At 64.8% G+C, this 25,798-nt stretch carries 24 protein-coding genes; 14 read left to right on the top strand and 10 right to left on the bottom strand.

The window, feature by feature from the left end:
• Positions 1-137: 137 nt before the first annotated feature.
• Both ASG84_RS04230 and ASG84_RS04225 read left to right on the top strand, forming a co-directional pair.
• Positions 138-1,394 (top strand): PucR family transcriptional regulator, encoded by a 1,257-nt coding sequence (locus ASG84_RS04230; protein WP_057475752.1) that lies wholly within the window; start codon positions 138-140, stop codon positions 1,392-1,394.
• Complete coding sequence (locus ASG84_RS04225; protein WP_235581522.1) at positions 1,391-2,119, top strand: EAL domain-containing protein; 729 nt, start codon at positions 1,391-1,393, stop codon at positions 2,117-2,119. The genes ASG84_RS04230 and ASG84_RS04225 overlap by 4 nt, the downstream gene beginning before the upstream one ends.
• A 77-nt stretch (positions 2,120-2,196) precedes the next feature.
• On the opposite strand, the gene ASG84_RS04220 is transcribed toward ASG84_RS04225, so the two are convergent.
• Positions 2,197-2,394 carry a CsbD family protein gene (locus tag ASG84_RS04220; protein WP_057475751.1) on the bottom strand — a complete coding sequence of 66 codons (198 nt, stop codon included), beginning with the start codon at positions 2,392-2,394 and terminating at the stop codon, positions 2,197-2,199.
• Between the two features lie 117 nt (positions 2,395-2,511).
• On the opposite strand from ASG84_RS04220, the gene ASG84_RS04215 reads away from it, so the two are divergent.
• Positions 2,512-2,973 (top strand): hypothetical protein, encoded by a 462-nt coding sequence (locus ASG84_RS04215; RefSeq protein ID WP_057475750.1) that lies wholly within the window; start codon positions 2,512-2,514, stop codon positions 2,971-2,973.
• A 66-nt stretch (positions 2,974-3,039) separates the two neighbouring features.
• Here ASG84_RS04215 and ASG84_RS04210 read toward each other — a convergent pair whose 3' ends face one another.
• The 4 genes from ASG84_RS04210 to ASG84_RS04200 form a co-directional block, all read right to left on the bottom strand.
• Positions 3,040-3,588, bottom strand: a complete 549-nt coding sequence (locus ASG84_RS04210; protein WP_057475809.1) for a Dps family protein — start codon at positions 3,586-3,588, stop codon at positions 3,040-3,042.
• Between the two features lie 77 nt (positions 3,589-3,665).
• The gene (locus ASG84_RS04205; RefSeq protein WP_057475749.1) at positions 3,666-4,736 is read right to left on the bottom strand and encodes a TerC family protein; all 1,071 of its coding nucleotides are present in this window, start codon (positions 4,734-4,736) and stop codon (positions 3,666-3,668) included.
• Complete coding sequence (locus ASG84_RS27880) at positions 4,733-4,888, bottom strand: hypothetical protein (RefSeq protein WP_200936494.1); 156 nt, start codon at positions 4,886-4,888, stop codon at positions 4,733-4,735. Before ASG84_RS27880 ends, ASG84_RS04205 begins: the two co-directional genes overlap by 4 nt.
• A gap of 225 nt (positions 4,889-5,113) precedes the next feature.
• Positions 5,114-6,328, bottom strand: a complete 1,215-nt coding sequence (locus tag ASG84_RS04200; protein WP_057475748.1) for a PucR family transcriptional regulator — start codon at positions 6,326-6,328, stop codon at positions 5,114-5,116.
• 175 nt (positions 6,329-6,503) lie between these two features.
• On the opposite strand from ASG84_RS04200, the gene ASG84_RS04195 reads away from it, so the two are divergent.
• Complete coding sequence (locus ASG84_RS04195; RefSeq protein WP_057475747.1) at positions 6,504-7,946, top strand: amino acid permease; 1,443 nt, start codon at positions 6,504-6,506, stop codon at positions 7,944-7,946.
• Positions 7,943-8,842 carry a universal stress protein gene (locus ASG84_RS04190; protein WP_057475746.1) on the top strand — a complete coding sequence of 300 codons (900 nt, stop codon included), beginning with the start codon at positions 7,943-7,945 and terminating at the stop codon, positions 8,840-8,842. Before ASG84_RS04195 ends, ASG84_RS04190 begins: the two co-directional genes overlap by 4 nt.
• A 4-nt stretch (positions 8,843-8,846) precedes the next feature.
• Here ASG84_RS04190 and speB read toward each other — a convergent pair whose 3' ends face one another.
• Positions 8,847-9,806, bottom strand: a complete 960-nt coding sequence (gene speB, locus ASG84_RS04185; RefSeq protein WP_057475745.1) for an agmatinase — start codon at positions 9,804-9,806, stop codon at positions 8,847-8,849.
• A 115-nt stretch (positions 9,807-9,921) separates the two neighbouring features.
• On the opposite strand from speB, the gene ASG84_RS04180 reads away from it, so the two are divergent.
• The 3 genes from ASG84_RS04180 to ASG84_RS04170 are packed head-to-tail and all read left to right on the top strand — an operon-like array spanning position 9,922 to position 13,042.
• Entirely contained in the window at positions 9,922-10,542 is a 621-nt protein-coding gene (locus ASG84_RS04180) for a helix-turn-helix domain-containing protein (RefSeq protein WP_057475744.1), read from the top strand.
• On the top strand, positions 10,539-11,360 hold the full coding sequence (locus ASG84_RS04175; protein ID WP_057475743.1) for a carbon-nitrogen hydrolase family protein: 822 nt from the start codon (positions 10,539-10,541) through the stop codon (positions 11,358-11,360). Before ASG84_RS04180 ends, ASG84_RS04175 begins: the two co-directional genes overlap by 4 nt.
• Entirely contained in the window at positions 11,357-13,042 is a 1,686-nt protein-coding gene (locus tag ASG84_RS04170; protein WP_057475742.1) for a flavin monoamine oxidase family protein, read from the top strand. Before ASG84_RS04175 ends, ASG84_RS04170 begins: the two co-directional genes overlap by 4 nt.
• Here ASG84_RS04170 and ASG84_RS04165 read toward each other — a convergent pair.
• Positions 13,039-13,749: a YoaK family protein gene (locus ASG84_RS04165; protein ID WP_057475741.1), complete on the bottom strand. Its 711-nt coding sequence runs from the start codon at positions 13,747-13,749 to the stop codon at positions 13,039-13,041. The two genes, ASG84_RS04170 and ASG84_RS04165, sit on opposite strands and share 4 nt — an antisense overlap.
• A gap of 28 nt (positions 13,750-13,777) precedes the next feature.
• A complete protein-coding gene (locus ASG84_RS04160; protein ID WP_057475740.1) occupies positions 13,778-15,262 on the bottom strand; it encodes a PucR family transcriptional regulator in 1,485 nt (494 codons plus the stop codon).
• A gap of 129 nt (positions 15,263-15,391) precedes the next feature.
• Here ASG84_RS04160 and gabT point away from each other — a divergent pair, with 129 nt between their 5' ends.
• On the top strand, positions 15,392-16,756 hold the full coding sequence (gene gabT, locus ASG84_RS04155) for a 4-aminobutyrate--2-oxoglutarate transaminase (protein WP_057475808.1): 1,365 nt from the start codon (positions 15,392-15,394) through the stop codon (positions 16,754-16,756).
• Position 16,757: 1 nt separating this feature from the next.
• Positions 16,758-18,209 carry an NAD-dependent succinate-semialdehyde dehydrogenase gene (locus tag ASG84_RS04150; RefSeq protein ID WP_057475739.1) on the top strand — a complete coding sequence of 484 codons (1,452 nt, stop codon included), beginning with the start codon at positions 16,758-16,760 and terminating at the stop codon, positions 18,207-18,209.
• An 89-nt stretch (positions 18,210-18,298) separates the two neighbouring features.
• On the opposite strand, the gene ASG84_RS04145 is transcribed toward ASG84_RS04150, so the two are convergent.
• Both ASG84_RS04145 and ASG84_RS04140 read right to left on the bottom strand, forming a co-directional pair.
• Positions 18,299-19,408, bottom strand: coding sequence for a Glu/Leu/Phe/Val family dehydrogenase (locus ASG84_RS04145; RefSeq protein ID WP_057475738.1), 1,110 nt, complete (start codon positions 19,406-19,408; stop codon positions 18,299-18,301).
• A gap of 166 nt (positions 19,409-19,574) precedes the next feature.
• The gene (locus ASG84_RS04140; protein ID WP_032376573.1) at positions 19,575-20,054 is read right to left on the bottom strand and encodes an Lrp/AsnC family transcriptional regulator; all 480 of its coding nucleotides are present in this window, start codon (positions 20,052-20,054) and stop codon (positions 19,575-19,577) included.
• Positions 20,055-20,188: 134 nt separating this feature from the next.
• Here ASG84_RS04140 and pdhA point away from each other — a divergent pair, with 134 nt between their 5' ends.
• From pdhA to ASG84_RS04120, 4 genes are read left to right on the top strand one after another with little or no spacing between them, the layout of a single operon-like run.
• Positions 20,189-21,271, top strand: a complete 1,083-nt coding sequence (gene pdhA / locus ASG84_RS04135; protein ID WP_057475737.1) for a pyruvate dehydrogenase (acetyl-transferring) E1 component subunit alpha — start codon at positions 20,189-20,191, stop codon at positions 21,269-21,271.
• Positions 21,268-22,272: an alpha-ketoacid dehydrogenase subunit beta gene (locus ASG84_RS04130; RefSeq protein ID WP_057475736.1), complete on the top strand. Its 1,005-nt coding sequence runs from the start codon at positions 21,268-21,270 to the stop codon at positions 22,270-22,272. The genes pdhA and ASG84_RS04130 overlap by 4 nt, the downstream gene beginning before the upstream one ends.
• 44 nt (positions 22,273-22,316) lie before the next feature.
• A complete protein-coding gene (locus ASG84_RS04125; protein WP_057475735.1) occupies positions 22,317-23,597 on the top strand; it encodes a dihydrolipoamide acetyltransferase family protein in 1,281 nt (426 codons plus the stop codon).
• A gap of 52 nt (positions 23,598-23,649) precedes the next feature.
• Positions 23,650-25,797, top strand: a complete 2,148-nt coding sequence (locus ASG84_RS04120; RefSeq protein WP_057475734.1) for a thiamine pyrophosphate-dependent enzyme — start codon at positions 23,650-23,652, stop codon at positions 25,795-25,797.
• Position 25,798 lies beyond the last annotated feature (1 nt).

The raw sequence follows: 25,798 nt of genomic DNA, 5'->3' as shown, positions 1-25,798 counted from the left end.
TGTTCGCTTCGCCGCTCGGTATACCTGCGCGGGCTCAGTAGAGAGCGACGCACGAGGTCGATGCCGCAGCAGTGGGGTGCCGAGCCGATACGACAGACAAACCTGTTACAGGTTTCGAGTGCGAGGGGTGGAGTCGGGTGACCACGACAGAGAGCGTGCACGTGTCACAGGAGGAATACGTGGGCGGGCGACGTGCATCCGATCGCCTGCGGACGCCGCGGGAGACGGTAGCCCGGATGTTGGATCAGGACATCGGGGAACCGGAAGACACTCCACCGCCCCGGGACTGTGCTCGCGGTGAGCTCGACGACATGACGACCACCTGTTGCGAACTGGCAACGGGGGTCCTGGAATCCGGCCGACTGCCTATAGCTGGTGCCATGGACATCTTTCGTGACGCCGCAACCAGGTGGGCCCGCGACGGTGTCCCGCTCGGTCGGATTCAGCACGCGATAAACGAGGGCTGCGCACTGGGACTGCGCACTGCCCCACGCGTGGCCGACGACAATGCCGATGCTCCGATGGTCGACGGCACCGTGTTGATCATGGAGCTACTCGACGCCGTCACCGAATCCGTCTCCGATGCGTACCTCACAGAATTTCGCACGCTGACGCAGAACGGTCCCCGGCACGACGCGGAACTGCTCGACGCACTGCTGACCGGCGACGGCACGGCTCGCAAGATCGCGGACCGAATGGGCGCACTGCTCGCCGAGGATTATCACGTGGTGGCCCTGCACTTTCCGAACCACGCCGACGAAGGTGCCCGCAGGGGCGACGCCGGCATGATGGCGGCCCGAAAGCTGCGAAGAATCCACGCTGCCCTGGCCACGCTGGACGCGGATTGTGCGCCGATCGCATCCGTCAGCGCTACCGGCGGCACCATTCTGTTGCCCGACATACCCGGCGTCGACGTCGACGAACTGGTCGGGCGTTTCGCAGACGGCGGGCAGATAGCCGTGACCGCAACCACTGCATCGGCAGCGATCGACGACATCGCTGCTACTGCGCCGCATCTGTACGAGCTGCTGAGTCTCGTTCGTCGGCTGCGATACTCGCCGGGAACGTATCGGATCGCGGATCTCGTGTTCGAGTATCAGGTGAGCAGGCCAGGTCTGGGACGCAAGCATCTCGTGACGTTGATCGATCCACTGCGTGATTCGGTCGATCTGTTGCCGACGCTGCAGGCCTTCGTCGAATCGGACTCCAACCGAAAGAAGACGGCTACCTGGCTGACGGTGCACCCCAACACGGTCGACTACCGACTCAAGCGCGTCGAGCAGCTCACCGGACTGGATCCGATGAAGCCGTCGGGACTGCGTCGACTGCACGCGGCACTGATTGCCGACCGCCTCGAGGCCCGGCGCGCTCCGGTCGACGAGCGAATATCGTGACCGTGTCGGACGGCGCGGTACTAGCAGCATCGGCGGCCCTCGACTCGGTCGAGTCGGTGGCCGCGATGTTCCAACCCGTCGTCGAGCTGTCGACCGGGGCGGTCGTCGGCTACGAGGCGCTAGCCAGGTGGCCCTCGCCCAGCCTGGCTGTACCCGAGGCCGTGTTCGCACTGGCCCGCGAGCGCGGCATGGTGGGCCGTGTCGACGTCGCATGCCGGGCGGCTGCGCTGCGGGCGGCTCGCGAGCGCGCGTACTCGCGCAGAGTGCGATTCTTCTTGAACATCGAGCCGGGCTGCTTCGTCGACGAACGTGACGTCGACACCCACCTCGATGCAATCGGCAACGACCTCGATGTGGTTCTCGAAATCACCGAGCGAGATCTCGATCGAAACGTACCGATGCTGATGGCGCTGGTTCGGGGTGCTCGCGCTCGCGGAATGTCGGTGGCGATGGACGACGTCGGTGCCACCCCGGCGACGCTCGGTCTGCTCGCGTCGGTGAGGCCGGACATCGTCAAACTCGACGCGTCGATCGTCCGGTCGCCGTACCGATCACGTACCGCGATGCGGCAGGTGCAAAATTACTTGGCCACGAGCGACGCTACTTTGCTGGCGGAAGGAATCGAGACTCGTCGGCATCTTCGACGTGCCAGGGCATTGGGCGCGACCCTGGGGCAGGGCTGGCTGTTCGGCCGTCCGATGCCGCTCCCGAATCCGCCGATGTGACGCGGACATCGTGCACCGACGACAAAACCCCGCACCTCGAACAGTTCGAGGTGCGGGGTCGAGTGCGATCGTAAGGATCAGTTCTTGAACTTGTCCTTGATGTTGCCTGCAGCGTCGGAGACATCGTCGCCGACCTGCTTGGTCTTGCCCGAGGCCTGATCCTTTGCGCCTTCGGCGGCAAGATCGTCGTTGTCGGTCTTCTGACCGATCTTCTCCTTGGCTTCGCCCACCAGCTCTTCGGCCTTGTGCTTTGCCTTGTCGATGAAATCAGCCATGTGAACTCCTCGAAATAGATTGTCCTACTCGTTCTCGAAGAGCTATACCCACGATCGGACGCGGTAATCCCCGTTCTGGGTGCGGTTGTACGGATGCGATCCGGGTAACCGTCGACCATGAACTCAGACAGCGACGCCCTCCCCGCCCACGAAACGCCGTCTCCGGAGCATCGGCGTCCGAGCGGTGTGAACGACGCAACTGTGGCCGCAGTAGGCAAGTTGTCCGAGGCGCTCGAATGCGTCGAGCGGGCCCGCGGGCACCTCTATTCGTTCCACCAATTGATGGGGCATTCCGATCTCCTTCTCGGAGAAGCGGTCGAGGAACTCGCCGACGCAGACCACGATGCGCTCGCGGAGAGAATCGGCGACGACATGATCGGCAGGAACATCGCGCCGGGCCGCTGGACGTTCCAGCTCGTCGAGGAATTCGACGACGGCTACTGGAGTCCTTTACGCGAACATGAACGGGCGGTGCGAGACGAACTGCTCGACGGTCGCCGTCACGTCTTCGAGGCAGAAATGAAGGAGCAGCGTCGTACGCACGGCCGCCGCGGGCACGAGGCAAGACCGACCGACTGACGACGTCCGGACGAACAACACCGCCCCCGCCGGTATCGGCGGGGGCGGTGTTGTGGTGGAGAGGGTCTAGCCTGCTTGAATTGCTGCGTCGACCTCGGTGGTTGCGCTCGCGGTGGACAGCTGCCCGCCGGAGTTCTCCAGGTGCGCGCGGACGAACCAGTGGAACAGTTCGAGCTGGGCGCTCTGGCCGATGAGCATGTCTTCGGTGATGGGGTCGATGTCGCCGACCTCTTCGATGTTCTTGCGCGTGGTCTCGATGACGCCGGTGTAGACGAGATCGAGAGCGCCGAGGTGCTCGATGGCCGTCGCGCGTCCGATCGAGTAGTCGTCCCAGCTACGTTCGGAGACGATGGTGCCGGGCGTGCCCTTGGCCGATGCGCCGAGGGTTGCGATGCGCTCCGCAACGTCGTCGGCGAAACCGCGAACCGCCTCGACCTGCGGGTCGAGCATCTCGTGCACCGAGATGAAGTTGGGTCCGACGACATTCCAGTGGATGTGCTTGAGCGTCAGATGTAGGTCGTTGTACGCGTTCAGTCGATCTTGCAAGATTTCGGCGACGCGCGCGCCCTTTTCCGAGGTGAGTCCGGGAACGGTGTACGAGTTCTTTTCAGCCATGATCAGTGTTTGCCCCAACGCCCCGGAACACAAACATGCCCCGCCGAACTGATCGGCGGGGCATGTGCGGTGCGGTGCTAGGACTTGTCGAGTCTCGGTGAATCCGTACCCGACGTTGTCGTCGTAGAGCTGCCGGCGGCGGATGTTCCATCCGTCGGATCGACGATCGGACTGTCGGCCGCGACCTTGTCGACGGCGTCTGCGCTGTCGTCTTCGGGCGGGGGATTCTTCAGGCTCAGGATGATCGAGCCTGTCAGGACCACGATGATGACCACCAGGCTGACCAGGGAGGGAATCTCGGGGATCGACGTGCTGATCACCTTGTGTCCGGCCTGCAGCATCAGTTTGACGCCGATGAAGGCCAGGATGATCGCCAAACCCTTGGACAGGTAGTGGAATTTCTCGAGCAACCCTGCGAGCAAGAAGTACAGGGCACGCAGTCCGAGGATGGCGAACGCGTTCGAGGAGTACACGATGAACGGGTCGTCGGTCACGGCCAGAACAGCAGGAACGCTGTCGACTGCGAACACCAGGTCGGCGGCCTCGATCGCCACTACGACGGCGAGCAGCGGCGTGGCCACCCGCTTACCCGCTTCCTTGACGAAGAACTTGGTACCGGCGTACTCGTCCTGAACGGGGACGATCTTCTTGAGCAAGCGGACTGCGATGGAGGTACCGGGGTCGTACGAGTCGTCCTCGTCCTTCATCAGCTTCCATGCGCTGTACAGCAGGATGGCTGCGAATACGAACAGAACGGCAGCGAACTTGCTGACGATGGCCACACCGGCGGCCAGGAAGATGCCACGGAAGACCAGGGCACCGATGACACCGAAGAACAACACGCGGTGCTGATACTCACGGGGAACCTTGAAGTAACCGAAGATCAGCGCGAAAACGAAGAGGTTGTCGACGGACAGACTCTTCTCCAACAACCATGCCGTGGTGTATTCGACGCCGGCCGTCGTGCCGAGCGTGAAGAACACGACGATGCCGAAGATGATGGCCACGCCGACCCACAGGGCACTCCACCATGCGGCCTCCTTGAAGCCGATGATGTGGGCACCGCGGTGCGCCAGCAGGTCGATTGCCAGCAGGATGAGGACGACGGCACCGAAAGCCGCCCACGCCCACCATGGAACGACGTTCATGAACGACCACCCTTACCGGTGAACTTGCTGCCGAGCTGCTTCAACTTCGCCTGATTCTCCGGCTTGGTTGCGTATCTACGTGCCTGATCGACCATCTTCTTGCCCTGTGGGCTGCGAGCGAATGAGGTCAACTTCTGTACCAATGACGACATCTGTCACATGCTCCTTCACGTTCTCGTTCTGCTGATCCGGTGGCGTTCCGGCCGAGCGTTCTGCTCGACGGGAATCGTGGGTCCTTCCGCAGGGCCCCACGCTTGGTGGGTGCGACCGCGACTACTCCAGTGTGACTGTTCAGTTTCAAGCAGGCAGGGTTGTTTTGCGGACATGTTTCGTCGGGTTTGATTGCCGGAACCCGGCAATTTGTTCGACTCAACCCGTCATGACGGCACGCGACCGCCGGGCCAATCGAGCAACCTGGCACCGAGCACGGCTGTATGCAGCGCAAATGCCTCGACGGGGTTGCCCACATCCTGGCCGGTCAAATCATGTATTCGTGACAATCTGTACGTGACCGCTCTCACCGACAAGTGCATGCGCCGCGCGGTGGATGCGGAGTTCGCGCCGGTGTCGAAGTACACCTGCAACGTTTCCAGCAACGGACCCGCACCACCGCGGGCGACCAGAAGCGGCGTCAGCAACGTGTCGACCAGATCGGCGATGGCGGCTCGGTCACTGATGAGAACTCGGTAGACGAGTAGATCTCGGGCGTCGACCACCGGCGTATCGAGCCCGAGCGCGGCGGCGAGTTCGAGAGCGTCGAGCGCCTCCCGGTACGACGCGGCGACGCCCGCTGCTCCTCCGCGTGGGCGACCGACTCCGATCTGCGTCCTTCCGTACTCGCCGTCGCGACGGAGGTCGACGGAGTCGGTCGGGGTCCGTGCAGACGTACCGAGCACACGTCCCGCTCTGGTGAGCACGTACTCGACGGCCTCGCGGTCAGGTGCCGGGAATACCAGAATCAACCGGCCCTGTTTGGTTGCGACGAGCAACTCGGCGTCACCCTTGCTGCCCTGCACGCTGCGCTCGACGAGCCCGATCGCCGAACTCGCGTCGGTGAACGGCTTGCTCGACGTGACCACCGCTACCGCGTGCGGACTCGACAGATCCAGTCCGAACGTCTGGGCGCGTCCGAGTACCCCGGCGACGTCGGATGTTCCGGACAGCAGATCGTCGACGAACTCGCGGCGGGCGAGTACCTCGGCACGAACGAGCGTGCGACGGGCGAGTTGAAAGCCCTCGGCGAGTTCGGCCACTGCGTCGTCGACGGCCCGCAGCATCACCTCGCCTGCCGTCACGACGCCGGCGGGATTGTCGGCGGCTGCCGTCACTGCGGGCAGTTCTCGCCACAACCGCCATGCCGAGGACAGATACAGGTCGAGCAGTGCGCGCAATGCGACTCCGGCACGCGCAGCAGCATCACCCTGTGCCCGGAACGCTCTGAGCTGCTGTCGTCTGAGCGGAACACCCGCGTTCACCGCATCGGTGAGGACGTCGAGAAAGTTGCCGAGGAACACGACGTCGAGGCCGCCGGCGTCCGACGCGGCCAGCCCTGCGACCGTATCGAGCCGTGCCCCGCCATCCTGTGTGGCCATGTGTTCGCCCGTCCTCCATCCGATCGAAGCTCAATCGTAGGCATCGCGGTGGCAGTCCCGAAACGAGTCGCTGCGTGAATCGAGCCTTTCGCGGCGTGTTCGATATGCGACAGGCACCATCCGGGAGCACAATCAGCCGATCCGCACGTTCGCCTCCACGGTGGGAGAGCCGACCATGACTTCGTCGAAGAGACCCGCATCGGGGCTGCGATCACAGTTGCTCCGCAAGAAGCCGATCGTGGACCCCGATCAGCAGGGCAGCGGGGGGCTCGAACGCACCATCGGCACGTTCCAACTGACGATGTTCGGAGTCGGGGCCACCATCGGCACCGGTATTTTCTTCGTGCTCTCGCTCGCCGTCCCGGAAGCCGGTCCGGCGGTGGTGCTCTCGTTCCTGGCGGCCGGTATCGCGGCCGGTCTCGCCGCTATCTGTTACGCCGAAATGGCGTCGGCAGTGCCGGTTTCCGGCTCTACCTACTCGTACGCGTACGTGACGATGGGCGAGGTGGTCGCGATGGGGGTCGCTGCCTGTCTGCTGCTCGAGTACGGGGTGTCGAGTGCCGCCGTAGCGGTGGGGTGGAGCGGGTATCTCAACGAACTGCTCAACAATCTCTTCGGTTTCACCATCCCGCATGCGTTGTCCGCTGCACCGGGTGACGCCGATCCGGGAGTGATGAACCTGCCTGCTGTGGTGCTGATCGTGTTGTGCGCAGTGCTCCTCATTCGCGGTGCCAGTGAATCCGCTGCAGTCAATGCGGTCATGGTCGTCATCAAACTCGGTGTGCTCGCACTGTTCGCGGTCGTCGGATTCTCCGCCTTCGATTCGGGGAACTTCTCCGATTTCATGCCCTTGGGTACTGCCGGTGTCACGGCAGCCGCAGGCACCATCTTCTTCTCGTTCATCGGACTCGACGCGGTGTCCACCGCGGGCGACGAGGTGAAGAATCCGCAGAAGACCATGCCGCGGGCCATCATTGCGGCGCTCATCGTCGTCATCGTCTTCTACCTCGTGGTCGCGGTGTCGGCTCTGGGGACTCAGCCGTGGACCGCCTTCGCCGGTCAGGAGGAAGCGGGCTTGGCCGAGATTCTCCGCAACGTCACCGGGCAGGCCTGGCCGGCAACGATTCTGGCGGCCGGCGCAGTCATCTCGATCTTCTCGGTGACCCTGGTGACGATGTACGGGCAGACACGCATTCTGTTTGCCATGGGCCGAGACGGCATGTTGCCGAAGGCGTTTGCCAAAGTCAGTCCGCGCACGCACACCCCGGTCAACAACACGATCGTGGTCGCAGTGATCATCTCGATACTCGCTGCGTTCATTCCGCTGGACAAGCTGGCCGATCTGGTCTCGATAGGAACGCTCGTCGCGTTCATCGTCGTGGCGATCGGGGTTGTCGTGCTTCGTCGGACGATGCCGGAGCTGGAGCGCCCGTTCAAGGTGCCGGGCTACCCGGTGACGCCGGTGTTGTCGGTTGCTGCATGCGTGTACATCCTCTCGGGTCTGCGGTGGACCACCTGGTTCTGGTTCGGGCTCTGGCTCGCCGTGGTTCTCGCGTTCTACTTCCTGTGGGGTCGACATCATTCGGCGCTTCGATCGGTTGGAAAGGACGCGGAATGAGCGTTCTGATCGCCTTCGCGCCGGGAAAGGGCAGTGTCGGTGCCCTCGACCTCGGTGCCCAACTCGCGCGGTCTTCGGGTACCGATATCGACGTTGCGACGGTGGTGCCCAAGCCGTGGTCCACGCCGTCCATGGCTCGCGTCGATGCCGAGTTCGCGGATTGGGCGGCGGTGACGGCCGCCGAGTCCGAGGCGAAGGCCCGGCACTACCTCGAAGACCGGGCCCCGGACATCACGGCATCGTTCCATCGTCTGGCGCATCGCTCGGTGTCGACCGCGTTGACCGAAGCATCACTGAACCTCTCCGCTTCGGTTCTGGTTCTCGGTTCCTCGGGCGACGGGGCGCTCGGGCAGGTGGTCGTCGGGTCGACCGCAGACAAGTTGCTGCACTCCTCGCCGGTGACGGTGGCGCTCGCTCCGCGCGGATATCGCATGCGTGAACGTGCGACGTTGACACGGATCACCTGTGCGTTCTCCGGTGACAGCGAGGCCTCGCGCGTGGTGGGACCGACCGCGGAACTGGCCAGGGATGCGGGCATTGCACTGCGATTGGCGTCGTTCGTCGTGCGCGGGGCGACGATGTACCCACCCGAGATCGGACTGCGTGCCGAGGACGATGTTGCCGCCGAACTCGCCCGGGGGCTGAGCGAGGCACTCACCGCGGCGGTGGACGACGCTGTTGCGGTGGGACTTCCGGCCGAACAGGTGACAACGGAGCTGGCCTCGGCCGGCAGCTGGCGCGAAGCCCTCGACGAAGTGCACTGGCAGGACGGCGAAGTACTGACCATCGGATCGTCCGGACCGTTGGGGCCCATCGCTCGGGTGTTCCTCGGTTCGCGGGCGACCAAGATCATCCGCCATTCGCCGGTGCCGATCCTGGTGTTGCCCCGGCGATGACGTTCTATCGGTTGAGGGCCAGCACCGAAAGCAGTTCGTACGCAACGTGGGCCGCCGCTATTCCGGTGATCTCGGCGTGGTCGTACGCGGGAGCGACCTCGACGATGTCGGCACCGACCACATTCAGTCCGACGAGTCCACGCAGTGTGTTCAGCAGTTCGCGAGAGGTCATTCCTCCGGCTTCGGGAGTACCGGTGCCCGGAGCGTGTGCCGGGTCGAGTACGTCGATGTCGACCGAGACATACACCGGGCCACCGTCGAGGCGGCGACGCATCCGCTCCACGATGCTCGCCACGCCGTCGACCTCGTAGTCGTCGGAGCGGATCACCTGGAAGCCGAGCACCCGGTCGTCCTCGAGGTCCTGCTCACTGTAGAGAGGGCCGCGAATGCCGATGTGCTGCGAGCGTTCGAGGTCGATGAGCCCTTCCTCGCTGGCTCGCCGGAACGGCGTCCCGTGTGTGTAGGGCGCGCCGAAGTACGTGTCCCACGTGTCGAGGTGAGCATCGAAGTGCAGCACCGCTATCGGCCCGTGATCGCGTGCGAGCGATCGCAGGATCGGCAGAGCGATGGTGTGGTCGCCGCCGAGGGTGAGAACCGACGAGCCGTCCGCGCGCAAGTCCGTCACCGCGTCGTGCACCGTGGTCAGGGCCTCGCTGATGTCGAACGGATTGACCCCGATGTCGCCGAAGTCCGCCACCTGTTGACGGGCGAAGGGTGACACTTTCAGCGCAGGGTTGTAGGGCCGCAACAGTTTGGAGGCCGCTCGGATGTGACCCGGGCCGAAACGCGCTCCCGGGCGGTAACTCACGCCGGAATCGAACGGGACGCCGAGGATGGTCACGTCGGCCCTGGACACCTCGTCGAGACGGGGCAGACGCGCGAAGGTGGTCGGCTCGGCGTAGCGGGGGACCTTGGTGGCGTCGACCGGACCGATCGGTGGGTGCTCGGGATTGCTCAGGTTCATCGAGAATTCCTTTCGAATTTCGAGGGCTCCGGTGACGAAGGTCGACCAGTTCGCCCGGCAAGCGTTACTCTGATACTCGATCTTGTCAACACGAGTTTCCTGAGAGGCGATAACGGTGTCGGTTGCTGCTTCGGTCGAGAACGACGCACCGCGTATCGGCGCGCGGCTCAAGGAGGCACGGCAGAAGAAACGGTTGACCCTGGACGCGCTCGCCGATACGTGCGGGGTGACCAAGGGGTACCTCTCCAAGCTCGAGCGTGATCAGGTGAATGCGTCGGTCGCGTCGTTGGTGCGGGTCTGTGCTGCGCTCGACGTACCGGTCGGCTCGCTGTTCGACGATGCCCCGGCGGGTGACGTCGTTCGAGCACAGTCGTTGCCGCGCATCGTGTTCGGTGGTGAGGCGATGACGGAATATCTGTTGACTCCGGCGGGGGAGCGGCGTGTGCAGGTACTGCTGGGCGATATCGAGGAGGGCGGCGGCAGCGGCGCGGAGGCATACACCCTGCCGTTGGACGTCACCTTCGTGCACGTCTTGTCCGGCCAGGTGCGGGTGACCTTCGAGGCGGACCCCGACGGCACCTTCGGCGGTGACGATGTTCTGCTCGGTGCGGGCGACGCGTTCACCTTCTCGCCCAGGCGACCGCACAGTTTTCGCAGCGAGGGCGGCGGTGGCGCACAGGTGTTGTGGGTTCTGGCCCCGGCGTTACCCGAGACGACACAGGGTCCTTCCTCGTGAGCGTCACCGCAGCGCTGTTCCAGGGTCCGGAGTTCTCCGGCGATGTCGAGAGCAACCTCTCGGCGATCGACGCTGCCGCGGCGAGCGCGTCCGCAGCAGGGGCATCCATTCTGGTCACGCCGGAGATGTCGGCCAGTGGCTACGACATCGGGGATCTCGTGAGCGAGCGCGCCGAACCGTTCGACGGTCCGATCTTCGAGCGCATCGCCGCGATCGCGCGATCGAGAACTGTTGCGATCGTGTACGGGTATCCCGAGAGCAGCGGTGATTCCGTGTTCAATTCGGTGCAGGTGGTGGATTCTTCCGGGCGCTCGATCGCGCGGTACCGCAAGACCCATTTGTTCGGTGATCTCGATCGCACGCATTTCACTCCCGGGCCGGAACTGTTGGTGCAGTTCGACTTCGGAGGTCTGCGCTGCGGCCTGCTCACCTGCTACGACGTCGAATTCCCGGAGACGGTGCGTGCCCACGCCGATGCCGGAACGCACTGGTTGATCGTCCCGACCGGTTTGATGACGCCGTTCGAGATCATCGCAACCCACGTGGTCCCGACGCGGGCGTACGAGAGTCAACTGTTCATCACCTACGTGAACCGCTGCGGATTCGAGGCGAGTCTGACGTACTGCGGACTCACGTGCGCCGTTGCACCGGACGGCACCGACATCGCGCGTGCAGGCGTGCACGAACAGCTGTTGACGGTGGATCTGGATCCGTCCGAACTCCAACGATCACGCGCCGTCAATACCCACCTGGCCGATCGCCGTAGCGACCTCTACCCGACAGGACCCTCGCGGGCCGAGCAGGAGACCGACCGATGACCACACCCGTCACCCCGGACAGTTCGATCGAAGTCGAGAACGATCAGCCGCTCACCATGTTCGGCCCGGATTTCCCGTTCGCGTACGACGACTACCTCGCGCATCCGGCCGGTCTCGGGAGCATTCCGGAGTCGGCCCTCGGTACCCAGGTCGCGGTGATCGGCGGCGGACTCGCGGGGATGGTCGTCGCGCGCGAGTTGCTCGCGCTCGGTCTCGAACCGGTGGTGTACGAGTCGGATCGGATCGGTGGGCGCATGCGCTCGGTACCGTTCGAGGGGCACCCCGGTGTGGTGGCCGAGATGGGTGCGATGCGGTTTCCGCCGTCGTCGACCACGCTGTTCCACTATCTCGACGCCGTCGGGCTCGAGACGACACCGTTTCCGAACCCGCTGGCCGAGGTGACTCCCAGTACGGTGATCGACCTCAAGGGGGAGAGCCATTATGCCCGCAAGCTCGACGACCTTCCGCCGATGTTCGCCGAGGTTGCCGACGCGTGGAACCGGACGCTCGAGGACCATGCCGAACTGATTCCGCTCCAGCGTGCCATTCGCAAGCGGGACGTCGCCGAGATCAAGCGAATATGGAACGAGCTGATCGTGAAGTTCGACGATCAGACCTTCTACGGCTTCCTCGCTGCGTCCGAGCACTTTTCGTCGTTCCGGATGCGAGAGTTGTTCGGGCAGGTGGGTTTCGGAACGGGTGGTTGGGACACCGATTATCCCAACTCGATTCTCGAGATCCTTCGCGTCGTCATCACGGCAGCGGACGATCACCATCGCGGAATCGTCGGCGGTTCACAGCAACTGCCGATGCGGTTGTGGACCGACTCGCCCACGAACATGGCGCACTGGCCCGCGGGTACGTCGGTGTCCTCCCTGAACGGCGGCACCACGATGTCGCGGGTCACCGAGATCAGGCGCACCGACGGCGGCACCACGATCCACGACGACCGCGGCAACATCCGAACCTATGCCGCTGCCGTTGTGACTGCGCAGAGCTGGATGTTGCTCAGCAACATCAGATGTGACGACGATCTGTTCCCCATCGATCACTGGACCGCCATCGAACGCACCCACTACATGGGGTCGACCAAAGTGTTCGCACTCGTCGATCGGCCGTTCTGGAAGGACAAGGATCCGGTCACCGGGCGAGACCTGGTCAGCATGACGCTGACCGACCGAATGAGCCGCGGCACCTACCTGCTCGAACAAGGCGAGGGCAAGCCCGGGCTGATCTGCCTGTCCTACACCTGGTCCGACGATTCGCTCAAGCTCCTCGCCCTCGACCCGACCGAGCGGATGAACATCATGCTGCGCTCGCTCGAGGAGATCTATCCCGGCGTCGATTTCCGCAGCCACATCATCTCGACGCCGGTGACGCTGTCCTGGGAAACCGAACGCGATTTCATGGGGGCCTTCAAGGCGAACTTGCCGGGTCACTACCGCTATCAGGAGAGACTGTTCACCCACTTCGTGCAGGACGAGCTCGACCCCCGACACCGAGGGATATTCCTGGCCGGCGACGACATCTCGTGGACCGCGGGCTGGGCGGAAGGTGCAATTCATACGGCCCTGAACGCGGTGTGGGGCGTCGTGCATCATCTGGGCGGTTCTTCGGCCGAGGGTAATCCGGGACCGGGCGACGTATTCGAGGCCATTGCGCCACTTCGATTGGGCGACTAGCCCTTCGGCGGCAGCGACCGCGGTGCTCGCTCGTCGAACACGAACAGTGCCAACGCGATCGTCAACATCAGGGCTACGACCCAGATCGCTCGTAGCCCGAACAGTTCTACCGCAGCTGCGCCCACCATCGCCCCGCCGAGAAACCCGGAGATCACCGCGCCGAACCGTCGTGCCCGCGTGCCGGCCTCGCGATCGTGGTCGACGACCCGATGGAATGCCGCCATCGCCATGCTGCGGAGGTTTCCGGTAGTCATCGTGGTGTTGAACGGCGAATCCACCAACACACGGAAGGTGGTCACCTGCACGCCCGCCACGTGCGCGAGGATGACCGCGACCACGGCGTCGGGCACGGTGGCCTGGAGAAAGCCGACGATCAGGACCACCAGGATCTCGAACACCAGCACCGCGCGCACCGGCCGTCGCACGATCTTTGCCACCGCGGGTAAGGCGATGAACTCCGCGGTCGCAACGCCGAGTACGAATGCCGTCAACGGGGGTAGGAACGCCAGCGCTTCGACCCACCGACCGCCGGCGACGTCGACGCCGAGAAGGACCACGTTTCCGGTCTGCGCACCTGCGAACACACCGCCGCGAGTGACGTAGGTGTAGGCGTCGAGAAACCCCCCGACTGCGGCCAGGAGTACCCCGAGTCGAACCGACTTCGCGGTAGCGACAGCGATGTGGGGTTCAGGACGAGGCGTGGTCATCGACAGATCCTGACACGATTGCCGACGGTCACGCCGTCGTGGCAAGCAGTGAGAGCAACAACTCCGCGCGCACCCGCGCGGATGTCAGATCCACCGCGAGTAGTTCCTCGCAGCGCGTGATGCGGTTACGGAGCGTGTGCCGGTGAACGGACAATTGCGCGGCCGCGGTCTCCCAGTGCCCGTTGGCCTCGAGGAAGGCCCGAAGTGACGCCACCAGATCGGCGGTGTGGACGCGGTCGTACTCGGCCAGCACGGCGATGGTCACCGCGGCCATGGCACGCAACGACTCCTGCACCGGTTCGGAGGCCAACAACATCGATCCGGTGAATTCGACGACGCGATCGTGGGATCCGGCAGCCGCGCAGGCGAGCGAGGCTTGTCGGAGCGCTGCGGGGGACTCGGTGATGTGCAGGCGGGCGCTGAGGCCGGCGCACGTCGATCGGGGTAACGAATCCAGTAGGCGCGCAACGAATGTGATGTCGTCGGAGCCGCGGAGCAGAAGCGCGCAGCCGGTGTCGGTGGTTCGGGCGAAGGTGGGCCGCCCCCGGAGCCGACACTCGGCATCGATCGCGTCGACGATGCGTTCGGATGGTCCGCGAACCACTGCCACCCTGATGAGAGAGTCCTCGTCGGCGGCATCGGTGAGGTAGCTGGGAACGTCCGTGGTCAGGTGTCCGTCGAGGAGCAGTCCGAGCGCCAGGGTGTTGAGCCTGGACTGTTCGGCGCGCAGGCGCGCCGGCTTCTCGAGTTCGAGCGTCACCAGTGACACGGCATGCCCGAGCAGGATTTGCTCGACGCCGGTCATCGGTCCAGTGGTGCGGATGGCCAGGAAAGTCGAAGCGCTGCCGGTGATCGGGACAGAATGCAGACTCACCGTTCGACCCGGTTCGCTCACCGAGACCGTGGCGGGCGACGCCGACGGACGGATGCTGCGAGCGATGTCACGAGCCTGGTCGACGAGGTTCGACGCGTCTGTCGGATGAAACGATTCGGTGCGCCGGCCGATCAATGCCACCGATGTCGATGTCGCAACGGCGAGTTCCCGGACGATCGCGTCGACGCCGCCGTGCAGAGCTGCCCGGGTGATGCGGTTCTGCACCGACGCAGCGCGAACGACCTGCTCGTACTCCTGCTCGGAGATTCGCTTCATGACCGCCCGTATGACGGCAGCGAACGGAGTGTCGTACGGAACTTCCACGACCGGCAGGCCCACGTCGTCTGCGGCGTCGAGAATATGTTGGGGAATAGTGCTGTGGGACAGACCGGTTCCGAATCCGAGGCACGCGACACCCGCGGTCGACAGGGTGCGAACGTAGGTGTCGAGCGCGGGACCGTCGGAGTCGAAGCCCAGCCCGGTCGTCAGAATCAGCTCGCCACCCGATAGCCAGGGGCTGGGGTCGATCAGTTCGGTTGCTTGCGCGAAGGTGATGGACTCAGAACTGCGCTCGGGCCCGCCGCGATGACTCAGTCGAAGGTGTCGCTGCCTCAGCAGCCAGGACATCTGCACGCTCACATCTCGCACTGTAATCCCAGGGTCGACGAAACGGAGTGTGATCCGCCTATGAGATGGACGAAATGGCAGCCGACCGGGCGATCGAACAGCCGCATACTTGCTGGACCAGCCCAGATGAAAGGTGCGACCATGGCCTCGATCGAGTACCGACTTCCGCAAGAGCGCAACATTGTCACCGCGTTCCCCGGACCCAAGTCGTCGGCATTGGCGGAGCGCCGCAAGGCCGTCGTCGGTGCAGGCGTTGCGTCGACGCTGCCGGTTTATGTGGCGGACGCGGACGGCGGCGTCGTCGTCGATGTGGACGGAAACTCGCTGATCGATCTCGGTGCCGGAATCGCCGTGACGACCGTCGGTGCCTCGAACCCGGCTGTCGTTGCCGCCGTGCAGGATCAGGTCGCGCACTTCACTCACACCTGCTTCATGATCGCGCCGTACGAGGGCTACATCGCCGTTGCCGAGAAGTTGGCCGAGCTCACCCCCGGAGATCACGACAAGCGCACGGTCCTGTTCAACAGCGGTGCCGAGGCAGTCGAGAATGCGGTCAAGATCGCCCGGCACGCCACCGGACGCACAGCGGTCGCCGTGTTCGACCACGCCTACCACGGCCGCACCAACCTGACGATGGCACTGACCTCGAAGTCGATGCCGTACAAGAGCGGTTTCGGGCCGTTCGCTCCCGAGGTCTATCGGGCCCCGATGTCCTACCCCTTCCGGGAAGGACTCAACGCCGACGGTTCTACGGTCACCGGCGCGCAGGCTGCCGCACGAGCGATCTCGGTCATCGAGAAGCAGGTGGGCGCAGCCAATCTCGCGGCCATCCTCATCGAGCCGATTCAGGGTGAGGGCGGCTTCGTCGTACCGGCCGAGGGTTTCCTGCCTGCACTGGTGAACTGGGCGCGCGAGAACGACGTCGTCTTCATCGCCGACGAGGTGCAATCCGGATTCACCCGAACCGGTGCCTGGTTCGCCAGTGAGCACGAGGGCGTCGTGCCGGACCTGATCACCATGGCGAAGGGCATCGCGGGCGGAATGCCGCTGGCTGCGGTCACGGGCCGCGCCGACCTGATCGACGCCGTGCACCCCGGCGGACTCGGCGGGACGTACGGCGGCAATCCTGTCGCGTGCGCTGCCGCACTGGCGTCCATCGAGCAGATGGAGACGCTCGACCTCAATGCCCGCGCCCGCGAGATCGAACGCATCGTGCTCGACCGACTGCATGCGTTGACTCCGGACGTCTCCATCATCGGTGACATTCGCGGACGCGGCGCCATGCTGGCCGTCGAGCTGGTTGTGCCCGGTGGACGCGAGCCCAACCCCGAGGCCACCAAAGCCGTTGCGGCTGCGGCACTCGAGGCCGGGGTGATCGTGTTGACGTGCGGTACCTACGGCAACGTCATCCGCTTGCTGCCGCCCCTGGTGATGTCCGACGAGCTGTTGGACGACGCGCTCACCGTCCTCGAAGGTGCGCTTCGCTCTGTGGCACAGGGGAACTGACATGTCGGCTCAGGATTTGATCGCCTCGCTGCCCACCGATCTCTGGCTCGGCGGAGCCCAGTCTCCGTCGGCGTCGGGTGCCCGATTCTCGGTACTGAACCCGGCGACCGGCGAGGAGTTGACCACCGTCGCCGACGCCACGGCGGCCGACGGGATCACCGCGCTCGATCTGGCGGCTGCGGCACAGGGAGCGTGGGCGGCAACTCCGGCCCGGGAGCGGGCGGAGATTCTGCGGCGTGCCTTCGACCTGCTGCAGGCGCGCGCCGCCGATTTCGCTTTGTTGATGACCCTCGAAATGGGGAAGTCGTTGGCGGAGAGCCGCGGTGAAGTGAACTACGGCGGCGAATTCCTACGCTGGTTCAGCGAGGAAGCCGTTCGGATCGGCGGACGGTACACCCCTGCGCCGGCAGGCAACGGCCGAATTCTGGTGACCAAGATGCCCGTCGGCCCGGTGCTGGCCATCACCCCGTGGAACTTTCCGTTGGCCATGGGAACGCGCAAGATCGGGCCCGCCCTGGCTGCCGGATGCACCGTCATCGTCAAGCCGGCCGAGGACACTCCGCTCACGATGCTCCTTCTCGGGCAGGTGTTCGCCGATGCGGGGTTGCCCAGCGGGGTGCTCTCGATACTTCCGGCCTCCGACGCTGCGGCGGTCACCGGACCGCTGATGGACGACCCGAGACTGAGGAAGGTCACGTTCACCGGATCGACCGGAGTCGGAAAGCTGTTGGTACGCAGCGCAGCCGACCGTTTGCTGCGGACGTCGATGGAGCTCGGTGGCAATGCCCCCTTCATCGTGTTCGACGACGCGGATATCGACGCGGCCGTGGACGGGGCAATGCTCGCGAAGATGCGCAACGGCGGCGAGGCCTGCACGGCAGCCAACCGCCTGTATGTCGCGAACTCGGTGCGGGAGGAATTCACCACGAAATTGACGGCGCGAATCGAGGCCTTGACGGTCGGTGCGGGTGACCGAGAGGGCACCGACATCGGGCCGCTCATCAACGACAAACAGCGTAGAACGGTCGCAGCCTTGGTCGACGATGCCGTCGCGAAGGGTGCTCGGGTGCGCACGGGCGGCACGGTGCCGGACGGACCTGGATTCTTCTACACGCCGACGGTTCTCGACAGTATCCCGGCGGATGCGAATCTGTTGCAGGACGAGATCTTCGGACCCGTCGCGGCCGTGATCGGATTCGACACCGAGGACGAGGCGGTGGGGGCCGCCAACGACACCCGTTACGGGTTGGTGGCGTACTTCTACACCGAGAACCTCGACCGCGCCCTCCGGGTGTCGGAGGCTCTGGACACCGGCATGGTCGGGGTCAATCGCGGTGCGATCTCGGACGCGGCTGCCCCGTTCGGTGGCGTCAAGGAATCGGGCTTCGGGCGCGAAGGCGGGTCGGAGGGCATCGAGGAATACCTCGAGACCAAGTACATCGCGCTGCAGTAGCCGGTGCACGTAGCGCTCCACTCTGCGACCGTCCGTGCGGAAAACCCCGATCGACGGCCCAGAGTGGAGCGACACGTGCCGGCCCGCTCTCAGCCCTGCGCGGCGGCGATCCGGTCTTCGGCCAGACGATCGGCTGCGGCTCCCAGCAGAATGCCCTCGGCACGCGCGATGGCGAAGATGCCGGAGACGGTGTCGCGGATCTTCCCGATCGTGGCCATCACCTGGGCCGAATCCTTGCCGCGCAGTTCGCCTTCCACCTGGATCAGGCCGCCGGCGTTGGCGACGTAGTCCGGTACCCACACGATTCCGCGCGCCGCCAGCATCGCTTCGACGTCGGGTGTGAGCAGCTGGTTGTTGGCCGCGCCGCAGACGATGGACGCCGTCAATCGGGCTACCGAGGAGGCGTCGAGGGTGGCGCCCATGGCGCACGGTGCGTAGACGTCGACATCCGCACCGATGATGTCGGAACCGATGGTGACCCCGGGGAAATCCAGGGCGATGCGATCGAGGGCGGGTGGGTAGGAGTCACTGACGATCACCTCGGCATCGGCGTCACGAAGCAGGGCCACGAGGTTGTACCCCACCTTGCCTGCCCCCTCGACGCCGACGCGCTTGCCGGTCAGATCGTCGGAGCCCCAGACCGATTCGGCTGCCGCCCGGAGTGACAGGAAGACTCCGAGTGCGGTCTGCGGACCGCTGTCTCCGGTGCCGCCCGCGGTGGTGTTCTTGCCGACGACGTGCGCCGTCTCTTCGGCGATGATGTCGAGATCGTTGCTGTTGGTGCCCACATCGCCTGCGGTGACGTAGGTTCCGCCGAGGGACTCGACGAATCGACCGTATGCGTTCAACAGCGTCGGGGTCTTGATGGCGTTGGGATCACCGAGGATCACGGCTTTTCCGCCGCCGAGATCGACGCCCGCGACGGCTGCCTTGTACGTCATTCCGCGGGAGAGCCGCAGTACATCGGTCAGCGCATCCTGCTCGGATGCGTAGGGGTAGAAGCGCGTTCCACCGAGCGCCGGTCCCAGGGTCGTGGAATGCACCGCGATGATCGCGCGCAGCCCGGTGTCGCGATCCTGGCAGAACACGACACGCTCGTGCGCGGAGTCGCGCGGCATGTCGGAACGATCGAAGACACCTGACTGCAGGTGGTCGGGCGGGGTGGTCACGGCGGCGGGGCGGTCGGCAACGACGGACACAGGCGTCTCTTTCGGTGGTGAGGCGGCGGTACCGGAAATGGGTGGTATCCGGGATCATGTCCGTCGTAGGCTGCCGTGAACGTGCACGCTGGTCAACCGCCGTTGCCGAGATCATGCATCTTGCACGGTGGCGAGCGAATCGGTCTGGCAGAGCTGGTCTGCCTGCTCAGCGTCGGCCGTCTTCGGCGAGCTGTTCGAGCAACGGCTTGGTGCGGTATTGGATCAATTCCGACATGGCGATGGACATGTTGGTGCGCTCGACTCCGGGTATCTCGAGAATCAAGCCGGCTATGCGATACAGGTCGTCGGCGTCGACGGCGGCGATGCGGATGTGCATATCTGCAGCTCCGGACAGTCCGAACACCTCGAGTACCTCGGGGATGGTGCGGAGATTCTCGGTGACCGCGGCCAGCATGTGCTGATTGACCCGTGCGGTGACGAACGCCTGCAGGGGTCGCCCCAGCGACTTCGGTGGGATGCGGTGATCGATCGGGGTGAGTGAGCCCTTGTCGTCCCATCGACCGAGACGCGCCTGGACGGTGTTGCGCGACAAGCCCAGTGTCGTGGCGAGTTCGACCCCGGTGGCGCGAGGCTTCGAGCAGAGGGCGAGGAGAAGCTTGGCGTCGGTCTTGTCCAAATCGGTCATTGCGCACTTCCTGTAGCTCCGTCGACTCGCAATATTGTGCACGCTGCTCAGTCTCGAAGTCATCACTTGTGCACTCTGGATGTCGGTGGTGTCCTTGTGAAGGACATCACATCAGGACGGAGAGTGCCAGGACCATGAACACCAACTCGCTGGTTCAGCTGATCAAAGAATCGGGAACAGTGGTGCGGAACGAGACCTACTCGCCTCTCGTCGCCGATATCGACACGGCCGCGATGATGGAGATGTACCGCGATCTCGTCGTCGTCCGGCGCATCGATGCCGAGGCCACCGCGCTGCAGCGGCAGGGCGAACTGGGTCTGTGGGCGCCGTTGCTCGGTCAGGAAGCGGCGCAGGTGGGATCCGCTCGTGCGCTCGACTCCGAGGACTTCGTGTTCGCGAGCTACCGCGAGCACGGCGTCGCCTACTGCCGCGGAGTGGACCCCACCCAGATGCTCCGGTTCTGGCGCGGATCGACGCTGTCCGGCTGGGACCCGTACGAATACCGCATGACCACGCCGGCGATCATCGTCGGATCTCAGGGCTTGCACGCAACCGGATACGCCATCGGCATGCAACTCGAAGGAGCCGAAGGCGCGGCCATCACCTACTTCGGTGACGGTGCAACCAGCCAGGGCGACATCTCCGAGGCACTCGGTTTCGCCGCCAGTTTCCATGCGCCGGTGGTGTTCTTCTGTCAGAACAACCAGTGGGCGATCTCCGAACCGGTGACGGTACAGACCAAGACGACGATCGCCGCCCGCGGCGAGGGATACGGAATCCCGTCGGTACGTGTCGACGGCAACGACGTTCTCGCCGTCCTGGCCGTGACCAGAGCCGCCCTCGCTCGAGCCCGAGAGGGCAGCGGCCCGACGCTCATCGAGGCCGTCACCTACCGAATGGGCCCGCACACCACGTCCGACGATCCGACGCGATACCGCTCCGGTGCCACCGACGACGAATGGCGCGCCAAGGATCCGATCGACCGAATCGAGAAGCTGCTCAAGCGAATCGGCGTGTTCGACGACGCGTTCGCCGCGTCGGTGAAGCGCACCGCCGACGACGTCGCTGCGGAACTTCGCCGTGGGTGCCTCGAGACCGTCGAGCCGGAAGCGATGTCGGTGTTCGACAACGTCTACGCCGATCCACACCCCCTCCTTGACGATGAGCGGGCCCAATTCGCCTCGTACCAAGCCGGATTCGAAGGAGCTACGTCATGACCACCCTGGAACGGCCCACCAGTCTTCCGTTGGGCAAGGCCATCAATGCAGGTCTGCGACGAGCGATGGAGAACGACCCGAAAGTCCTGCTGATGGGTGAGGACATCGGCAAGCTCGGCGGCGTCTTCCGCGTCACCGACGGACTGCAGAAGGACTTCGGACCCGGTCGAGTACTCGACATGCCGCTGGCGGAATCGGGAATCGTCGGCACCGCAGTCGGACTCGCGATGCGGGGATTTCGGCCGGTGTGCGAGATCCAGTTCGACGGCTTCATCTACCCGGCCTTCGACCAGATCGTCTCGCAGGTCGCCAAACTGCACTACCGAACGAGTGGCAACGTCAAGATTCCGATGACGATTCGCGTGCCCTACGGCGGCGGAATCGGTGCGGTCGAACATCACTCGGAGTCTCCCGAGGGCTACTTCGCGCAGACCGCGGGCCTTCGCGTCGTCACCTGCAGCAATTCCGCGGATGGTTACTCGATGATCCAGCAGGCCATTGCCAGCGACGACCCCGTGTTGTTCTTCGAGCCGAAGCGGCGATACTGGGAGAAGAGCGCGATCGACCTGGACTCCACCGACCTCGACGCGTCGTACCCGCTGCACCAGGCCCGGGTGGTCACCGAGGGCACGGACGTAACCCTCATCGCTTACGGCCCGCTTGTCGCCACCGCCCGCAAGGCCGCCGAAGTTGCTGCCCACGAGGGAATCTCCATCGAGGTCGTCGATCTGCGCTCGCTCTCCCCGATCGACTTCGAAACCATCGAAGCCTCGGTGCGCAAGACCGGACGTCTGGTCGTCACACACGAGGCACCGGTCTTCATGGGTATCGGCTCCGAGATCGCCGCACGGATCTCCGAACGCTGCTTCTACAACCTGGAGGCACCGGTACTGCGCGTCGGCGGCTTCGGGACCCCGTACCCCGCGTCGAAGCTCGAGAAGTTCTATCTGCCCGACGTCGACCGGATTCTCGACGCGGTCGACCGCTGCCGCTCCCACTGACCTTCCGCTCGCTGCCGCCGACAGACACCGAACAGGATTCGACGATGCCCACCATCCAGAGTTTTCCGTTGCCCGACCTCGGGGAGGGCCTCACCGAGGCCGACCTGTTGACCTGGCTCGTCGCCGTCGGTGACACGATCGAGTTGAACCAGAACATCGCCGAGGTCGAAACGGCCAAAGCCGCCGTCGAACTTCCCTCACCGTTCGCGGGGGTGGTTGTCGCGCTGCATGTCTCGGAGGGCGACACCGTCGAGGTCGGGGTACCGATCATCGACATCCGAGTCGGCGGCGACAGTGAAGATGACACAGCTGTACCAGGTGTGGAGGAAGCAAGCCCGGCCGAAGACAGTGACGAACGCGTCCCGGTTCTCGTCGGCTACGGCGTGGCGAAGGAAGGCTCGAGTCGACGCGGAGGCCGGGGAACACCACCGGTCACTGCGTCACCGAACGGGCAGAACGGAAAGCCGCTCGCCGCACCGCCGGTCCGAAAGATGGCCAAGGACAACGCCGTCGACCTTGCCGAGGTACCCGCGACCGGAGCTCGCGGCGACGTCACCCGCGAGGACGTCGAGTCGTACCTGCAGGGCGAACCCACAGCCGCCGAGCAGGTCCCTCAGAGGCGCGGCCGCGAAGAGCGCACCCCGATCAAGGGCGTGCGCAAGCACACGGCGGATGCGATGGTGCGCAGTGCGTTCACGGCCCCGCACGTCACCGAGTTCGTCACGGTGGACGTCACCGAGACTCTGGAACTGCTGGATTCGCTGCGAGCGTCCGACCACTTCACGGATGTGCGCCTGACACCGCTGGCGCTGGTGTCCAAGGCAGTTCTCGTTGCCCTGAAATCGAATCCGTCCCTCAACTCGTCCTGGGACGAGGCGGCTCAGGAGATCGTCACCAAGCACTACGTCAACCTGGGCATCGCCGCGGCGACTCCACGCGGCCTGATGGTGCCGAACATCAAGGACGCACACGAGCTCTCGTTGGTGGACATCGCGCGTGCACTGGCAGATCTGACGCGTACCGCGAAGGAAGGTAAGAGCAGTCCGGCCGACCTCGCCGACGGCACGATCACGATCACCAACGTCGGCGTGTTCGGAGTCGACGCCGGGACGCCCATTCTCAATCCCGGCGAAGCGGCCATCCTGTGCTTCGGTTCGATTCGCCGAATGCCGTGGGAACATGAGGGTGCCATCGCTCTGCGTTCGGTGACGACGCTGTCCCTGTCGTTCGATCACCGTCTCGTCGACGGTCAGCAGGGATCGCAGTTCCTTGCGCTCGTCGGTCGGTTGCTCAGTAGTCCGATGGATATGATCGCCCTGAGCTGATGCAGGCAGCTCGGCTCGCTGGAGACAGCTCGACAGAGACAAGGGTGCGAGAGTGGCCGAGGCGATCGACGAGTACTTCCTGAAGCAGGTTCGGTCCGCCCGGTCCGGTGGGTCCGTCGTCGCCGACCCGGATCGTCTGCTCCGGTACTTCGATGCGCAGCTCGCCAGCCGGCATCTCGACTTCGCGGCCCGGTGGTTGCAATCCGAGGGCTTCGGTTACTACACCATCGGATCGTCCGGCCACGAAGCCAACGCAGCCGTCGGGGCAGCAACCGAGGTCACCGACCCGGCGTTACTGCACTACCGCTCCGGTGGCTTCTATGCCGCACGTGCACAACAGTACTCGGATTCGACCCCCATTCGGGACGTGCTGGCGAGTCTGGTCGCCTCGACTCGCGACCCCATGTCCGGCGGTCGCCACAAGGTGTTCGGACATCCGGCTCTGGGCATCGTCCCGCAGACGTCGACGATCGGGTCCCAGGTGCCGCGCGCGGTCGGCCTGGCGTTCGCGCTCGGTCGGGCGAAGGCGCTGCGTCACCGAACTCCATGGCCCGAGAACGCCGTTGTGGTGTGCAGCTTCGGTGACGCTTCGGCCAACCATTCGACGACGGTGGGTGCGCTCAATTCGGCTGCCTACTGTGCGCATCAGTCCGTTCCGATGCCGATCCTGTTCGTCTGCGAGGACAACGGGATCGGCATCAGTACCCGATCGCCGCGGGGATGGATCGCTCAGTCGCTCAGCCGATTTGCGTCCATCGAGTACGTGCGGGCCGACGGCGACGATCCGGTAGCACTGATGCGCACCGTCGACGACGCGGTTGCAACGGTACGGGCGAGGCGGCGTCCGGTAGTCCTCCACCTCGAGACGGTGCGGCTGATGGGACACGCCGGCTCGGATGCCGAACTCGCCTACCGCTCGAGTGCGGACATCATCGGTGACTACGAGCGAGATCCGTTGCTGGCCAGTGCTCGTGCGTTGGTCGACGCCGGGATCCTGACCGTCGCCGACGTCGAGGGCCGCTACCAGACGATGCGCGAGACCGTGATGAGCGAGGCCGAGGCGACGGCCGACTCCCTGCGCTCCGGCGAATCGACGCGACTGTCGACCGCAGAGGCCGTGATGGCTCCGCTCACCGATCGGCGACCGACTGCTGTAACCGCCACCGAACAGAGCCTTCGACCTGCAGTGGTCGGGGACCGTCTGACACTCGCCGCCATGATCAATAGGACCCTCACCGACATCATGACGGCGCGACCGGACGTGCTCGTGTTCGGCGAGGACGTGGCCGTCAAAGGTGGCGTCTACGGCGTCACGAAGGGTTTGCGCAAGAAGTTCGGCGCAGCACGAGTTTTCGACACGCTACTCGACGAGCAGACGGTGCTCGGCACCGCCCTGGGTGCTGCGCTCGCCGGCTTCGTCCCGATACCGGAGATACAGTATTTGGCGTACCTGCACAATGCCGAGGACCAATTGCGCGGTGAGGCCGCGTCGCTCAAGTTCTTCTCGGATGCGCAGTTCACCAACGGGATGGTCGTGCGTGTCGCCGGTCTGGCGTATCAACGCGGTTTCGGTGGGCACTTCCACAACGACAACGCGGTCGCCGTTCTACGCGACATTCCGGGCATCGTGGTTGCGGTTCCGAGTTCGGCGGCCGAGGCCGCCGGTCTTCTGAGAACCTGTGTGGCACTGGCCGTTGAGGAGGGGCGAGTGTGCGTATTTCTGGAGCCCATTGCGCTCTATCACCGCACTGATCTGCTCGACGGCGACGGCGCACTGCGCTGCATCGACGAAGCATCGGTTAATTTCGGCACCGCCGCAAGCCATCTCGACGGAGATGATCTGGCCATCGTCACGTTCGGCAACGGAGTGGTGATGAGCCGATGCGCGGCGTCGACGTTGCGCGAACGCGGGATTGCGGTGACGGTCGTGGACCTACGTTGGATAGTTCCCCTTCCGGCCGAGGATTTGTTGCACCGGCTTGCACGTTTCGATCGAGTGCTGATCGCCGACGAGACCCGGCACGACGGGGGAGTGGGGGAGGGCGTCGTGACCGCTCTCGTAGAGGGTGGCTATGACGGTGCCATCACCCGAGTGTCGAGCGCGAATTCGTTCGTCCCTCTCGGCGGTGCGGCCGATCTCGTCCTCCTGTCGGAGGACGAGATCGTCGCTGCGGCCGTGCGGATGATGGACGTCGGTTGAC

Source organism: Rhodococcus sp. Leaf278 (assembly GCF_001426085.1).
Lineage (GTDB): Bacteria > Actinomycetota > Actinomycetes > Mycobacteriales > Mycobacteriaceae > Rhodococcoides.
This window is presented reverse-complemented; position numbering and strand designations above follow the sequence as displayed.

Coding starts and splice junctions, on each gene's coding strand:
- ASG84_RS04220 (WP_057475751.1), bottom strand. CDS start 2,394: ATGGCTGATTTCATCGACAAGGCAAAGCACAAGGCCGAAGAGCTGGTG.
- ASG84_RS04215 (WP_057475750.1), top strand. CDS start 2,512: ATGAACTCAGACAGCGACGCCCTCCCCGCCCACGAAACGCCGTCTCCG.
- ASG84_RS04210 (WP_057475809.1), bottom strand. CDS start 3,588: ATGGCTGAAAAGAACTCGTACACCGTTCCCGGACTCACCTCGGAAAAG.
- ASG84_RS04205 (WP_057475749.1), bottom strand. CDS start 4,736: ATGAACGTCGTTCCATGGTGGGCGTGGGCGGCTTTCGGTGCCGTCGTC.
- ASG84_RS27880 (WP_200936494.1), bottom strand. CDS start 4,888: ATGTCGTCATTGGTACAGAAGTTGACCTCATTCGCTCGCAGCCCACAG.
- ASG84_RS04200 (WP_057475748.1), bottom strand. CDS start 6,328: ATGGCCACACAGGATGGCGGGGCACGGCTCGATACGGTCGCAGGGCTG.
- ASG84_RS04195 (WP_057475747.1), top strand. CDS start 6,504: ATGACTTCGTCGAAGAGACCCGCATCGGGGCTGCGATCACAGTTGCTC.
- ASG84_RS04190 (WP_057475746.1), top strand. CDS start 7,943: ATGAGCGTTCTGATCGCCTTCGCGCCGGGAAAGGGCAGTGTCGGTGCC.
- speB (WP_057475745.1), bottom strand. CDS start 9,806: ATGAACCTGAGCAATCCCGAGCACCCACCGATCGGTCCGGTCGACGCC.
- ASG84_RS04170 (WP_057475742.1), top strand. CDS start 11,357: ATGACCACACCCGTCACCCCGGACAGTTCGATCGAAGTCGAGAACGAT.
- ASG84_RS04165 (WP_057475741.1), bottom strand. CDS start 13,749: ATGACCACGCCTCGTCCTGAACCCCACATCGCTGTCGCTACCGCGAAG.
- gabT (WP_057475808.1), top strand. CDS start 15,392: ATGGCCTCGATCGAGTACCGACTTCCGCAAGAGCGCAACATTGTCACC.
- ASG84_RS04150 (WP_057475739.1), top strand. CDS start 16,758: ATGTCGGCTCAGGATTTGATCGCCTCGCTGCCCACCGATCTCTGGCTC.
- ASG84_RS04140 (WP_032376573.1), bottom strand. CDS start 20,054: ATGACCGATTTGGACAAGACCGACGCCAAGCTTCTCCTCGCCCTCTGC.
- pdhA (WP_057475737.1), top strand. CDS start 20,189: ATGAACACCAACTCGCTGGTTCAGCTGATCAAAGAATCGGGAACAGTG.
- ASG84_RS04130 (WP_057475736.1), top strand. CDS start 21,268: ATGACCACCCTGGAACGGCCCACCAGTCTTCCGTTGGGCAAGGCCATC.
- ASG84_RS04125 (WP_057475735.1), top strand. CDS start 22,317: ATGCCCACCATCCAGAGTTTTCCGTTGCCCGACCTCGGGGAGGGCCTC.